The sequence below is a fragment of the Desulfonauticus autotrophicus genome (genome assembly GCF_055381725.1).
In genome coordinates, this window is the sequence record NZ_AP042395.1 from 1,941,292 (window position 1) to 1,954,090 (window position 12,799).

The following is a 12,799-nucleotide window of genomic DNA, read 5'->3' on the forward strand; positions in this document are numbered from 1 at the left end:
TGTTGTAAGTGGCTTTACGGCTGGTGCAAGTCTCCTTGCCTTTAGAAGCCCTGAGCAAAGCCAAAGAAGTGCTTTGGCCTGAGGATATCTTTTACCTTTATACCCTCAAGACCAATGAGAGTTTTGGGCTCATAAGCATAGTGGTAAAGGGAGAAAAGGTAGAAGAGGTTTTGGACCTTTTATCCTCTCACTTTGCCATGTACGAACAGTTTCGAGTTTGGGTCTTGCCAGTAGAAGCCAGGTTGCCTGCTTTAGGAGAAGATAAGAAGGAAAAGGGCTTTTGGCAGAGGGTACTGGGGCGCTTGAGTCGAGATGAGCTTTATATAGATGTGTTTAAGGCCAGCAGGTTAAATCTGGTTTATGTATTGATGGTAATTTTGGCTACTTTAGTGGCTGTAGTGGGTATTTTTAGAAATGAAGTTGCAGTGATTATTGGAGCCATGGTCATTGCCCCTTTTTTAGGCCCCAATATGGGACTGGCTTTGGGCTCTGTGCTTGGCGACCTGAAGTTGATAAAAAAGTCAGGAATTACCTTGCTTCTGGGTTTGTTTTTGACTTTAGGATTGTCCCTGGTTTTGGGCTATTTTCTGGAGGTGCCCTTTACTCCTGCCCTGGTTTCCAGATTACAGGTAAGTTCTGTGGATGTTTTACTGGGGCTTAGTGCTGGTATTGCAGGCACTTTGGCCTTTAGTTCAGAGATCCCCAGCGTAGTGGTAGGGGTCATGGTGGCAGTGGCCTTACTTCCTCCTCTGGTAGTAGCTGGTCTTTTGCTGGGGCAGGGGCTTTTTAGGGAAGCTGGCAAGGCTCTTTTGCTTTTTTTAATCAATATGGACTGTATAAATCTAGCAGCCATAAGTACCTTCTTTTTACAGGGGTTAAAACCCAGAACCTGGTGGGAGGAAAATAAGGCCAAAAAATCTACCTATCTGGCTTTTTCTATCTGGCTGGTATCCCTGTTGATTTTAATTTGGTGGCTGGGAAAGTGGTAATTTAACAGGGTGGGCAGGGGCTTTTTTCTGTCACCAGAAGGGGATGGCAACCAGCACTCATCTTGAAAAATCTATACGCAGGCCAATAAAACTTCCCAGCCAGGGTGGTAAAAAAGTATAGTGCAGCGGCCTTAGGTATTTCCGATTTTTCCAGAGACAGGTAGTCCCGGGTAAAGTGGATTTAGCAGTAAGTTCAGCTACTGGCAAATTGTGTTTACACATTTTTTTTATTTCCAGCCAACTATACCATCTGGCCTGGCGCAAGGCATTTTTAGGGCTTCTGGGCCAGGGAAAACCTTTTTGTAAGTAATAAAGGGAATACTTGTTTAAAGAGGCTAAGATAAGCCCCTTTTTTACTATTCGACAGGCCTCCTGCAATACCTTTTCTGGATTTTGAGTAAATTCTAAAACCAAAATTAGGGCCCCAAAGTCAAATTCATTATCTTCAAAGGGCAGGTGCTCTAAATCAGCCAGGGTTAAAGGTATTTTGTTTCTGGTACGTTCTCTGGCCTGCTTTAACATGTTCTGGGATTTATCCACTCCATGGACTTCAAAACCTGCTTTCCAGAAAAAGTTTAAAAAGGTCCCTGGCCCGCAGCCCAAATCCACCAGGGTTTGTTTGCGTCTGGGCCAGGGAGAAATGAGGTAATTTAAGAGTTTTTTTTCCTGCCTTAAGGCAAAACGCCCTTCTGGGCTTTCTATCCAGGCAAGATAGTTGTTTACTCTTTTTTTACTCCACATACCTATCTAATCTCTAAATACAGCCCCCTGGCTGGCTGAACTGGCCAGTTTTCTGTATCTTCGCAAGAAAGGAGAAGTTATGGGTTTGTCCAGAGGTTTAAAGTTTTGTTTTCTTCTTTGCAATTCTTCTGCAGAAACCAGGAGTTCTAATTTGCGCTTGGGAATGTCAATTAAGATTTCATCCCCTTCTTCTACCAAACCAATGGGACCACCTTCATAGGCTTCTGGCGAGATATGCCCAATGGCTGCTCCCCTGGTTCCTCCACTAAATCTACCATCTGTAAGTAAGGCCACGTCTTTATCCAGGCCCAGTCCAGCAATGGCTGAAGTGGGAGTTAACATTTCCCGCATGCCAGGTCCGCCTTTAGGGCCTTCGTACCTGATGACCACCACATCCCCTTTGTGGATACTTCTATTTAAAATAGCCTGAGTGGCTTCTTCTTCGCTATTAAACACTCTGGCTTTGCCCTTGCGCTGCATCATTTCCTTGGCCACAGCAGATTGTTTGACCACTGCGCCCTCTGGAGCCAGGTTGCCGTAGAGAATGGCAATGCCTCCTTCTGGTGAGTAAGGGTTGTCTATGGGCCTGATTACCTCTGGATTGGAGTTTTGAACATGCTTTAAGAGTTCTTTTAAGGGAATATCCAGGACAGTATTGGCTTCTAGATGGACCAGGTCTTTTTGGGCCAGTTCTTTTAATACCGCATAAACCCCACCTGCCAGGTGTAAGTCTTCTAGGTGGTGTTTGCCTGCAGGGGATAAGCGGCAGAGATTGGGAGTTTTTTTGCTTACTTCATCAAAAATGCTTAAATCAATGTCCAGTCCTGCTTCCTTAAAAATAGCTGGCAGGTGAAGTACCGTATTGGTGGAGCAACCAAGGGCCATATCCACTGCAATACCGTTGTAAATGTTTTCTTTTTGTAAAATATCTTTGGGCCTTAAATCTTTTTTTACCAGTTCTAGAACAGTAAATCCTGCCCTTTTGGCCAGGTGAATACGTTCACTACTTACAGCTGGAATAGTACCATTACCAGGCAGGGCCAGGCCAATGGCTTCACTCAGGCAATTCATGGAATTGGCAGTAAACATGCCAGAGCAAGAACCGCAGCCAGGACAGGCCTTTTCTTCGAGCAAGCTTAGCTCTTCTTCGCTCATTTCTCCTGCTTTTACCTTACCCACGCCCTCAAATACAGAAATTAAATCCACGGTTTTCCCTTTAAACTTGCCAGCAAGCATGGGGCCACCGCTAATAATCAGGCTGGGCAGGTTTAGACGAAGCATGGCCATAAGCATTCCCGGGATGATTTTGTCGCAATTGGGAATAAATACCAGGCCGTCAAAGGGATGGGCAGTGGCCATTATTTCTATGGAATCAGCAATGAGTTCTCTGCTGGGCAAGCTATAATGCATACCTTCGTGGTTCATGGCAATGCCATCACATACGCCAATTACTGGAAACTCTATGGCTACTCCTCCAGCCATTTGAATCCCGGTTTTTATTGCCTGGGCAATTTTGTCCAGGTGAATATGGCCAGGAATTATTTCATTGGCTGCATTGACTACGCCAATTAGTGGTTTTTTTAGCTCTTCTTTGGTCAGACCAAGAGCGTGCAACAAAGAACGATGAGGCGCCTTTTCCAGGCCTTGAGTGATTTTTTTACTTCTCATTGTACGCATCCCCTTTTTTATTTTTTCTCCTCTAAGGTAATGATTTTTAGACAAACTTACAACCTTTAAAAGGATAGGGGAAATTTGACTTAACTCAAGGAATTCCTAGTAGAATGGTGAGAGAAGGGTAAGACAAAAGGGGTTTACCTGGAAAAAGATTTTCTCTAGGAAAGGGTTTTCTTTGTTTTGGAGGGAAAAATGGGATTAGAATGTCTAGTTTGTATAAAAATGGTACCAGATACCACCAATATTCGCATCAATCCAGAAACAGGTACGCTTATTCGGGAAGGGGTTCCTTCTATTATCAATCCTTATGACCTGCACGCTTTAGAAGCGGCCATTGCCTTAAAAAAGGAATATGGAGGAAGAGTTACAGTTGTGAGTATGGGTCCTCCGGGAGCTAAAACTTTATTGCAGGAAGCTGTGGAGCAGGGTGCTGATAGAACAGTCCTCCTTTCTGACCGCAAGTTTGCTGGCGCAGATACCCTGGCTACCAGCTATACTCTGGCCAGGGCCATTGAATATTTAGCCAGGGAAACACCCTTTGACTTTTTGTTTTTTGGCAAACAGGCCATTGATGGAGATACTGCGCAAGTAGGGCCAGGTGTGGCTACGCGTTTGCATTTGCCCCTGGTTACCTATGTTCAGCAGATTCGCTCTGTTTCCCTGGAGAGTAAGACCTGTGTTTTGGAGAGAAAGCTGGAAGAAGGCATAGAAGTGGTGGAAGCCAGGTTTCCCCTGGTTCTCACCTGTGAAAAGGAAATAGCCAGAGAAAACTTTGCCCCTCTGGTAAATTTGATTCGGGCCAAAACCCATGAACCTTTGGTGTTTAGTGCCAGTGAGCCTGTAGCCTATGAACCCGGTAAACTGGGACTAAAGGGTTCTCCCACCAGAGTGCACAAGGTCTTTACTCCAGAGCTCAGGCAAAGTGGAGAAAAATACAAGGTGGAAGAAATTGGAGTAGAAAAGGCCGTGGATTTAATTGTGGAAAAGCTAAGGGAGTTGGGAATATTATGAGCAAGAAAATCTGGGTAATTGTAGAGAGTAAGGAAGGTAAAGCCCATCCTGTTTCCTGGGAGCTTTTGGGTAAAGCCAGGGAACTGGCTGGCCCAGAAGACGAATTGGGAGCAGTAGTAGTGGGATATAAAATAGATTCTGTGGCTCAGGAGGCTTTAGAATACGGAGCAACCAGAGTGTATGTGCTCGATGCCCCTGTTTTTGCCTATTACCGCAATTTACCCTTTAGAGAAGCCATTGTGCAACTGGCTAAAAAATATACTCCTGATATTATTTTACTGGGCGCTACTACCCTGGGTAGGGATTTGGGCAGTGCTGTAGCTACCTCTTTGGAAACAGGTCTTACTGCTGATGCTACAGAGCTGGCCATGGATGAAAAGGGACACCTTCTGGCCACCAGGCCAGCTTTTGGGGGCAATATTATGGCCACTATTTCCTGGCCTGAACACAAACCCCAGATGTCTACAGTACGGCCCAGAGTGTTTCCCTTGCCTCAAAAGGTAGCTACCCCGCAGGGAGAAGTGATTCAAGAAAACATTGAGTTAAAAGAAGAAGATATACCCGTAAAGCGACTGGAATTTATACCCAAAGAAAAAGGGGTGAATCTGGAATACGCAGAAGTAATTGTAGCTGGTGGAAAGGGTATAGCTGAGAAAAAGGATTTTGAATTACTTTTTGAACTGGCCAAACTTTTGGGCGGAGAAGTTGGAGCTTCTAGGGCAGCAGTGGATGCAGGATTTATCGGTTATGAGCATCAAATAGGCCAGACCGGAAAAACAGTAAGGCCCAAGGTTTATTTAGGATTTGGGATTTCTGGAGCAGTCCAGCATCGAGTGGGAATGCAGGAGTCAGATTACATCATTGCCGTCAACCAAGACCCCTTGGCACAAATTTTTAGTATTGCGGATTTGGGCTTGGTTGGGGACCTGTACCAGATATTACCTTCCCTTTTGAAAAGGATAAAAGAACTCAAGGAGTCTTAAATGAGTACTCTTAAATATGATGCCATTGTCATAGGCGGAGGGCCTGGAGGAATTGCTGCAGCTATTACTCTGGCCAGAAAAAAGATGAGGGTGATTTTGCTGGAGCGAGGCAGGTTTTGTGGGGCCAAGAATCTTTTTGGCGGAGTCGCTTATACCAAAAGCCTGCTCAATCTTTTTCCAGACCTGGAACTAAAAGATATTCCTAAGGAAAGGTGGGTAACAGAAGAAGGATTCTGGCTGTTAGCTGAAGAAGATATTATCAAGATTACCTATGGCAGTGCCCAGGCTCCCAGAGGCTTTACTGCCTTTAGAGCCAAATTTGACCCCTGGCTGGCTGCAAAGGCAGAAGAAGAGGGCGTTCTGGTTATTGCCAAGACTACTGTTGTGGACTTCTTGCACAACAAAAAGGGACAGGTTCAGGGCGTAGTTACGGATTGACCAGAGGAAAACTCCTCCCAACCAGAAAAGGTGTTTGCACCTCTGGTGATTATTGCTGAAGGTGTAAACAACCTTCTGGCCCAGAAACTGGGGTTGGCCAGGGATTTTGAGCCAGAAGATGTGGTTTTGGCTGTAAAGGAAGTCCTTTCTTTGCCCAAGGGAAGTCTGGAAAGCCGTTTTGGCTTGCTTTCTGCAGAAGATGGTCTGGCTGTGGAGATTTTGGGTGAAGCCACCTGTGGTTTACCTGGAAATGGTTTTTTATATACCAACTCCAACACCCTTTCTCTGGGGGTGGGAGTGTTTTTAAAGGTATTGCAAACCCAAAATTTAAAACCCTATGAATTACTGGCCAATTTAAAGAATCATCCCAGATTAAAAAAATACTTACAAGGAGAAACAACCCTAGAGTATGGAGCACACTTAATCCCTGAATGGAGTGTGGATAACATGCCCCAGGTCTATGGGCCTGGAGTACTTTTGGTGGGAGATAGTGCTGGCCTGGTTAACCCCTTTTCTAGAGAAGGCACCAACCTGGCCATTTACTCTGGCTTACTGGCTGGGGAAGTGGGCGCTTTGGCCAGGGAAAAAGACAATTATTCAGAGGAGTTTCTGGCACTTTATAGGGAAAAATTGGAAGAAAGTTTTATTTTAAAGGATTTACGCAAGATAAGAAAACTAAAAAAACTGCTTTTAACTCAAGAGCACCTTTTTCACTATCCCTATCTTTTAAACCAGATGGCAAGTATTTACTTCCATGCTGACCACAAAGAAAAGGAAGAGGTTTTTAGGGAAATAAAAGATGTAATTAAGAAAAATAGAGGAGTTCTGGGCGTAGTAAAGGATTTAAGCAAGCTCTTTTGGGCTTTAAGGGGGTAAAATGAAAAAATTACCTTGGGTAGATATAGAAGAAAAGATTTTTAGTGTGAAGTTTTATGTGGACGAGGAAAACTCTCATCTAAAGATAAAAGAGCCTGAACTTTGCCAGGAGTGTCATAACCATCCCTGTCTGGATTTTTGTCCTGCAGGAGTTTATTCTTTGGATAAACAGGGGCAGATTCAGATAAGTTATCAGTCTTGTCTGGAGTGTGGCTCGTGCCGGGTAGCTTGCCCCTTTAAAAACATTGCCTGGAAATATCCTCGGGGTGGCTTTGGCCTGGCTTATAAGTTTGGTTAAGTTTTTGTTTGAGTTTTAAAAGGGCCTTTTTGAGTTCAGCGTCCTCTTCTTCCCAAAGATAGACCTTGCTGTGGGAAGGAATTCCTTGAAGAGACAGGTTTAATTGTCCCTTGACTGGAATGGACTTGGGCACAGTAAAAAAGAGTTCTTTTTGCTCAGGAGTTATAATTAGCACTTTTTCTCCAGGGTAAAGTTCTTTTCTGGGTCGTAAAAATTTATATTTTTTTCCGCGTAACACTCCTAAAAAATACAAGCGTTCTTCTAAGGGTAAAAAAAGCTTTTTACTGGCCTGAGGTAAAAAGAAAAAAGAAGTGCTTGGCCTTATCCTGGCCTTATCTAATATTTTTAATCCCATCTTTTCTTTGGTAGTTAAAAAACTTTCATAGGCTTTATATAAGTAGTAAGTGGAAGTAAAAGATTGGCCTAAGCTATTGATTAGGCCCCAAGTTAAATTGGGGATTTTAGCTAATTTTTTGATTAAAAATCTTAGGCCAAAATCTGCGCACTTAGGATTGTCTTGTCCACAAGGAAATTTAGAGTTTGAGGTAGAGAAAAAAGCACATAGCCTTCCATGTACCAGGTAAGCAAATTCTTTTTGGGGAAATCTTGTACAGATTTCTTTTAACCGGTCTAAATTTAAATAAGCAGGTAAAAATATTTTTTGTATATAGTCTTCGTTTAAAAGACTTAAGTTATCTAGAGAAGATAAAAAAATATTTTGAGGTAGAAAAGAGTTGTCTTTTATCCTCTTTTCTTCAAATATTATTTTTTCTTTTTCAGAAGAACATTCTACCTTTTCTCCAAATATAAAATATTCCAGCCCTAGTTTTTTAGCACTTAAAATCAGACCATTTGTTTCCTGTAAGGAGATATTGTTGGTGTCAATGATTACCGCCTTGCTCCCAGCCAAAGAGGCTGCCAGTAGATGATCCAGAGAGTTAAGTAAAATAGCTAGAGAAGGCTTTAGTAAGCAATTGCTCATAGGAGTTTTCCTTTTGGTGTATCTATATTTTATGATTCTTGTTTTTCCTTGACAAGGGGTAATATTCTGAAAGTAAAAAGTAATATTTTTTACTATTTATAAGTTTTAAGAAGAAGAATGTATATTTCTGTGATTTTTTTATATATTGACATTTTTTATTTTTTTATGTTATAAAAAAGACTGTTTTTTAAATTTATAAAGTATAAAGAGGATTTATAATATGCGACTTAAGGTAGAACTGGTTTCTAATAGCTCTATTAAGCTTAAAAAAGGATTTTTAAGAACTTTGCAGGGGCTTATCTATAATCTTTTAGACGCTCCTTATGCTTCTTGGTTACATAATAAAGGATTTCAGTATGAGAAAAGGAAATTTAAGCTTTTTACCTTTTCTTCTATCCTGGAAAAGGGGAGACTGGATAAGAAACTCAATGTTTTTTCTTTTCCTGCAAAGGTGAGTTTTTATCTTTCTTCTCCTGTAGATTGGATTTTAGAGCAGGTAGCCAGGAATTTTGTGACCGGAGAAGAGCTTTTTTTGGGTAACAATAGGGTCTTTTTGAATTCTATTGCTATTTTACCTGCCAAAAAATTTTCCTCCCTCATTAAAATCAAATCCATGAACCCCATAGCCATGCGCTCTACTGGAGATGATGGAAAGTATAAACTTTGCGATCCAGGAGAGAAATTTTCTCAGGCAATTAACAGGAATCTGCAAAAAAAATGGGTTGCCTATAAAGAGGAAGATTGTCCCTATGAATTAAAAATTGAGCCAATTCAAATCAAAAGGACTGCCACCTGGTACGGAACCAGAGAAAAGGGGGCAGTAATCGAAGGCTGGCAGGGAATATTTGAAATTTCAGGTGAACCAGAATTTTTGAAATTTGCCTATGATGTGGGACTTGGAGAGCGTAATTCCATGGGGTTTGGGATTTGGAGTGAGTGGGAATGTTAAAGTTTTGATAGACAATTAAACTACGGGATTTAAAGCTTATGCATGAAAGAGATGATATATAATTGGATATAATTATAAAAAAAGAAAATGAGGGATAAAAAATAAATCTATAAAATTGATGTCCAAAATAGGAGCTTGAATGATGATAGAAGCTTTATATGAGATAGGTAAAATTTTACCCAAAGTAGATTTTTTGGAAGAGTTTATAGAAAATGTAGGAAGTAAGTATAAACAGGTATTTAAGATTATAATTGATATTACAAATTTGGATGATATTAGATATTGTGGAATAGGATATGAAGAATTAGATTCATCCAAAAAAATGAAGTATTTTTACAAAACAGGCTCTTCAAGAGGAGTAGATAAAACTCCAACATCAAAGATAACAGATATACATAAGACTCTTAATATTAAGGTTAAGCCTGTTTTCTCTAAATTTTTAGAAAAAAATAAAAGGGATTTATCTGATGAAGATAAAGACTTTTTAAATAAGATGCAGAAAATGATAGATGATAATATAGAAGATATAGAAAATGAATTAATAGAGTTTGCTAGAAATAGGGATTTATTAAAATCAAATAATCAATTGAAAGAACCATCAATTGTTACTTTTATTTTCAAAAAAGATGATAAAGATTATTATGTAGGAGATATGGAAGTTTTTAGAAAACCATTTCAAAATAATGAAAATTCTGCATACAGTAGTTTTTATAAAAAATATAATATAGAAAGTAAATCAAATGACAAATATTGTTATGTTTGTAGAAGAATAGCAGATGAGGTGTGGGGCTTCGTAAACACATATAATTTTTATACTGTAGATAAAGAGAGCTATGTAGCTGGTGGTTTTAATCAAGGTTTGGCATGGAGGAATTATCCTGTTTGTCCAGATTGTGCAAAAATTTTAGAAAGAGCCAAAACATATGCAGATAAAAATTTGGTTTTTAAATTTTGTGGATTTAATTATTACATTATTCCACAATTAGTTTTAAGTGATGAGGATTTAAGTAAAAAGATTTTAACTAAGCTTGAAAAATATAAAAGTTTTTCATTAGAAGAGGGTAAAGCCAGTTTAATCGAACGTGTTGAAGAAGCAATAATCAGAGACCTTGCAAAGGAAAATAATAATGTAAATTTTAATTTTATTTTTTTTGAAAAGTCAAATAAGGCATTTAAGATATTGTTATTTTTACAAGAAATTGCTCCCTCAAGACTTAAATTTCTCATTGAAGCAAAGGATAAAGTTGATAAAAAAGAGAGAAAATACGAAATATTCAAGGAATTAAAAACTGGAAAAGATATAATAACATTTGATTTTTCTTTTAATTTTATTAGAAAATTTTTCCCTAATAATAAAACAGATGGTAAATTTGATAAATACTTTTTGTCTATTTTAAATAATATTTTTATAAATAAAAAAATTTATATTCAATTTCTTTTAGAAAGATTTATGGATAAAATAAGTATAGAATTTTTAAATGATAATTGGATTGATCCATTGGTGTTACAGTCGTATAAAATCTTGCTTTATTTAGAGCAAATAAAAATTTTAGAAAGGAGAAGAGGCAATATGAAAAATTATGGTAATGATTTTGAGGATTTTTTTCAAGAACATCCTTTATTGGATGATGAAACTAAAAGGGCGCTTTTTTTAGAAGGTGTGCTCGCCAAGAAATTACTAAATATTCAGTATCAAGAAAGAAAGGCAACTCCTTTTAAAAGTAGGTTAAATGGGCTTAAAATTGATGAAAAAGTGGCTAAGAGATTGTTGCCGGAAATGGTTAATAAACTTGAGGAATATGAAAAGAATTATTATGTAGAGTTGGAAAAAGCAATAGGAGAATATTTGCTAAAATCAGACTTTAGCAACTACTCAGTTGATGAATTGAGTTATTATTTTACATTGGGTTTAATTTTAGCTGATTATTTTAAAGTAGAAAATGAGAATAAAAATTAAAGGGGGGTATTATGTATATTGAAAAAAGAAGTGAACTTTTATTTTGTTATGATGTTACAGATGCTAATCCCAATGGTGATCCCATGGATGAAAACAAACCAAGAATTGACGAAGAAACAAAAATCAATATTGTTACAGATGTGAGATTGAAAAGAACTATTAGAGATTATCTTTATGAATATAAAGGATATAATGGACAAAATGGTAAGGATATTTTTGTAAGAGAAATTTTTATATATGGAGATCCCCAAAAAGGTATACAAGATGGTAAAACAAGGGCAAAAGATTATAACAATAATGCAGATATGGTTTTAAAAGAATGTATAGATATTAGATTATTTGGAGGAGTCATTCCGCTCGATAAAGACTCTATTACCTATACTGGACCTGTCCAGTTTAAGATGGGACGTTCGTTGAATAAAGTAGAATTAAAACATATTAAAGGAACTGGTGCTTTTGCTTCAAAGGCTGGTGCTAAACAATCAACGTTTAGAGAAGAGTATATATTGCCTTACTCTTTTATCGTATTTCATGGTATTATTAATGAAACAGCTGCAAAGCATACAAAATTAACTGAAAACGATGTAAATGAACTATTAGATGCCATGTGGAATGGTACAAAGAATCTCATTAGCCGCTCAAAATTTGGTCAGATGCCGAGATTTTTATTAAAAGTAACTTATAACGATGTTGGTTTCTTTATAGGTGATTTGGATAAAAAAATTAAACTTACATGCTATGAGAATGAATTTAAGATAAGAAGCGTAAAAGATTTTAAACTTGACATAGAAGAGCTAATAAATATTTTTGAAAATAATAAAAATAGAATAAAAAAAATAGAGTATAAAATAGATGAAAATTTAAATTTAAATCAAACTATTCCAGGAGATTGGCAAAAATTAAACTTCTAATAACGAGGTTCAGAAAATGGAACTAATTGTTTTTGATTTATGGGGTGATTTTGGGCACTTTCGAGTGCCCTATACAACAAGTTCTCCTATTACTTTTCCTGTTCCTCCTAAAACTTCACTATATGGTATTATTGGGGCCATTTTAGGATATGACAAGGAGTCGTATTTAGAAAAATTTAAGAAAAATAAGTGGTTTTTTGCTGTTTCTTTAAGAAGTCCCGTAACAAAATTTCATATTCCACAAAATTTTATCAATACAAAAGAAGTTAAAATGTTTGCAAGAATGCCTAAGGGTAAATCCTGTAGAACACAAATTAATATGGAATTTTTGAAGGATCCCTATTTTAGAATTTATGTATTGTCTGATAATATTATTGAATTAAAAAGGTTTAAGACTTTAGTTAAAGAGCATAAGACAGCTTATACTCCTGTATTAGGTATATCAGAATGTATTGCAAATTTTAAATTTATTGGTTCGTTTGATATAAAGGAGGAAGTTGGAAATGAATTCATTGAAATTAACTCAATTTTACCTCTTGAGGATGCAATTGAAATTGATTTTATTCAGCCTGGAACTAAATTTTTAAAAATTCATATGCCAACAGAGCTAAATAAAAACAGAGAACTAATGGAGTCTAAAGATTTTATAATAGAAGCTACAGCTAGAACTATAACTGCAAAGGTTAAAAAATATATACATATCTTAGAGTTAAATGAAAATATTATTATGATATAGGGCTTAATTTATGCTACTGTCTCATCCTGAAACGAGACTCGTTGATCATCTTACAAATGTTAAAAATATAGGACTTGATGTTTTTGATAATAAAAAAGGGTTAAAATTTTTTTGTCCTCATGATGAAATCCGCAACACACTTGAGACAGTTCTTTTTTATCATGATATTGGCAAGGCAACAATTTTTTTCAGGATTATTTAAAGGCATCCATTGAAAAAAGGCAATGTGAACATAAGCAAGACTTAATTAACCA

The 12,799-nt window shown here is 37.7% G+C and carries 13 protein-coding genes; 10 read left to right on the forward strand and 3 right to left on the reverse strand.

Annotated elements, in window-relative coordinates; all coding sequences use genetic code 11:
- Positions 1-8: 8 nt before the first annotated feature.
- A complete protein-coding gene (locus tag ACZ42F_RS11010) occupies positions 9-989 on the forward strand; it encodes a TIGR00341 family protein (RefSeq protein ID WP_464279023.1) in 981 nt (326 codons plus the stop codon).
- Between the two features lie 57 nt (positions 990-1,046).
- On the opposite strand, the gene ACZ42F_RS11015 is transcribed toward ACZ42F_RS11010, so the two are convergent.
- Positions 1,047-1,730: a class I SAM-dependent methyltransferase gene (locus ACZ42F_RS11015; RefSeq protein WP_464279024.1), complete on the reverse strand. Its 684-nt coding sequence runs from the start codon at positions 1,728-1,730 to the stop codon at positions 1,047-1,049.
- A gap of 6 nt (positions 1,731-1,736) precedes the next feature.
- Positions 1,737-3,398 carry a dihydroxy-acid dehydratase gene (gene ilvD, locus ACZ42F_RS11020; protein WP_464279025.1) on the reverse strand — a complete coding sequence of 554 codons (1,662 nt, stop codon included), beginning with the start codon at positions 3,396-3,398 and terminating at the stop codon, positions 1,737-1,739.
- 198 nt (positions 3,399-3,596) lie between these two features.
- Here ilvD and ACZ42F_RS11025 point away from each other — a divergent pair, with 198 nt between their 5' ends.
- The 5 genes from ACZ42F_RS11025 to ACZ42F_RS11045 are packed head-to-tail and all read left to right on the forward strand — an operon-like array spanning position 3,597 to position 7,010.
- A complete protein-coding gene (locus tag ACZ42F_RS11025) occupies positions 3,597-4,415 on the forward strand; it encodes an electron transfer flavoprotein subunit beta/FixA family protein (protein ID WP_464279026.1) in 819 nt (272 codons plus the stop codon).
- Complete coding sequence (locus ACZ42F_RS11030; RefSeq protein ID WP_464279027.1) at positions 4,412-5,398, forward strand: electron transfer flavoprotein subunit alpha/FixB family protein; 987 nt, start codon at positions 4,412-4,414, stop codon at positions 5,396-5,398. The genes ACZ42F_RS11025 and ACZ42F_RS11030 overlap by 4 nt, the downstream gene beginning before the upstream one ends.
- Entirely contained in the window at positions 5,399-5,836 is a 438-nt protein-coding gene (locus tag ACZ42F_RS11035) for an FAD-dependent oxidoreductase (protein ID WP_464279028.1), read from the forward strand. It abuts the gene before it with no gap.
- Positions 5,837-5,866: 30 nt separating this feature from the next.
- A complete protein-coding gene (locus tag ACZ42F_RS11040) occupies positions 5,867-6,712 on the forward strand; it encodes a hypothetical protein (protein ID WP_464279029.1) in 846 nt (281 codons plus the stop codon).
- A gap of 1 nt (position 6,713) precedes the next feature.
- On the forward strand, positions 6,714-7,010 hold the full coding sequence (locus tag ACZ42F_RS11045; RefSeq protein ID WP_029967849.1) for a ferredoxin family protein: 297 nt from the start codon (positions 6,714-6,716) through the stop codon (positions 7,008-7,010).
- On the opposite strand, the gene ACZ42F_RS11050 is transcribed toward ACZ42F_RS11045, so the two are convergent.
- Positions 6,949-7,992 carry a hypothetical protein gene (locus tag ACZ42F_RS11050; RefSeq protein ID WP_464279030.1) on the reverse strand — a complete coding sequence of 348 codons (1,044 nt, stop codon included), beginning with the start codon at positions 7,990-7,992 and terminating at the stop codon, positions 6,949-6,951. The genes ACZ42F_RS11045 and ACZ42F_RS11050 overlap by 62 nt on opposite strands.
- A gap of 220 nt (positions 7,993-8,212) precedes the next feature.
- Here ACZ42F_RS11050 and cas6 point away from each other — a divergent pair, with 220 nt between their 5' ends.
- The 4 genes from cas6 to cas5b all read left to right on the forward strand — a co-directional run bounded on the left by cas6 (position 8,213) and on the right by cas5b (position 12,545).
- Positions 8,213-8,941, forward strand: a complete 729-nt coding sequence (gene cas6, locus ACZ42F_RS11055; protein ID WP_464279031.1) for a CRISPR-associated endoribonuclease Cas6 — start codon at positions 8,213-8,215, stop codon at positions 8,939-8,941.
- A gap of 139 nt (positions 8,942-9,080) precedes the next feature.
- Positions 9,081-10,898, forward strand: a complete 1,818-nt coding sequence (locus ACZ42F_RS11060) for a TIGR02556 family CRISPR-associated protein (RefSeq protein WP_464279032.1) — start codon at positions 9,081-9,083, stop codon at positions 10,896-10,898.
- Positions 10,899-10,909: 11 nt separating this feature from the next.
- Positions 10,910-11,809: a type I-B CRISPR-associated protein Cas7/Csh2 gene (cas7b, locus tag ACZ42F_RS11065; RefSeq protein WP_464279033.1), complete on the forward strand. Its 900-nt coding sequence runs from the start codon at positions 10,910-10,912 to the stop codon at positions 11,807-11,809.
- Between the two features lie 16 nt (positions 11,810-11,825).
- Positions 11,826-12,545, forward strand: a complete 720-nt coding sequence (cas5b, locus tag ACZ42F_RS11070; RefSeq protein WP_464279034.1) for a type I-B CRISPR-associated protein Cas5b — start codon at positions 11,826-11,828, stop codon at positions 12,543-12,545.
- Positions 12,546-12,799: the final 254 nt, after the last annotated feature.

Coding starts and splice junctions, on each gene's coding strand:
- ACZ42F_RS11015 (WP_464279024.1), bottom strand. CDS start 1,730: ATGTGGAGTAAAAAAAGAGTAAACAACTATCTTGCCTGGATAGAAAGC.
- ilvD (WP_464279025.1), bottom strand. CDS start 3,398: ATGAGAAGTAAAAAAATCACTCAAGGCCTGGAAAAGGCGCCTCATCGT.
- ACZ42F_RS11025 (WP_464279026.1), top strand. CDS start 3,597: ATGGGATTAGAATGTCTAGTTTGTATAAAAATGGTACCAGATACCACC.
- ACZ42F_RS11030 (WP_464279027.1), top strand. CDS start 4,412: ATGAGCAAGAAAATCTGGGTAATTGTAGAGAGTAAGGAAGGTAAAGCC.
- ACZ42F_RS11035 (WP_464279028.1), top strand. CDS start 5,399: ATGAGTACTCTTAAATATGATGCCATTGTCATAGGCGGAGGGCCTGGA.
- ACZ42F_RS11045 (WP_029967849.1), top strand. CDS start 6,714: ATGAAAAAATTACCTTGGGTAGATATAGAAGAAAAGATTTTTAGTGTG.
- ACZ42F_RS11050 (WP_464279030.1), bottom strand. CDS start 7,992: ATGAGCAATTGCTTACTAAAGCCTTCTCTAGCTATTTTACTTAACTCT.
- cas6 (WP_464279031.1), top strand. CDS start 8,213: ATGCGACTTAAGGTAGAACTGGTTTCTAATAGCTCTATTAAGCTTAAA.
- ACZ42F_RS11060 (WP_464279032.1), top strand. CDS start 9,081: ATGATGATAGAAGCTTTATATGAGATAGGTAAAATTTTACCCAAAGTA.
- cas7b (WP_464279033.1), top strand. CDS start 10,910: ATGTATATTGAAAAAAGAAGTGAACTTTTATTTTGTTATGATGTTACA.
- cas5b (WP_464279034.1), top strand. CDS start 11,826: ATGGAACTAATTGTTTTTGATTTATGGGGTGATTTTGGGCACTTTCGA.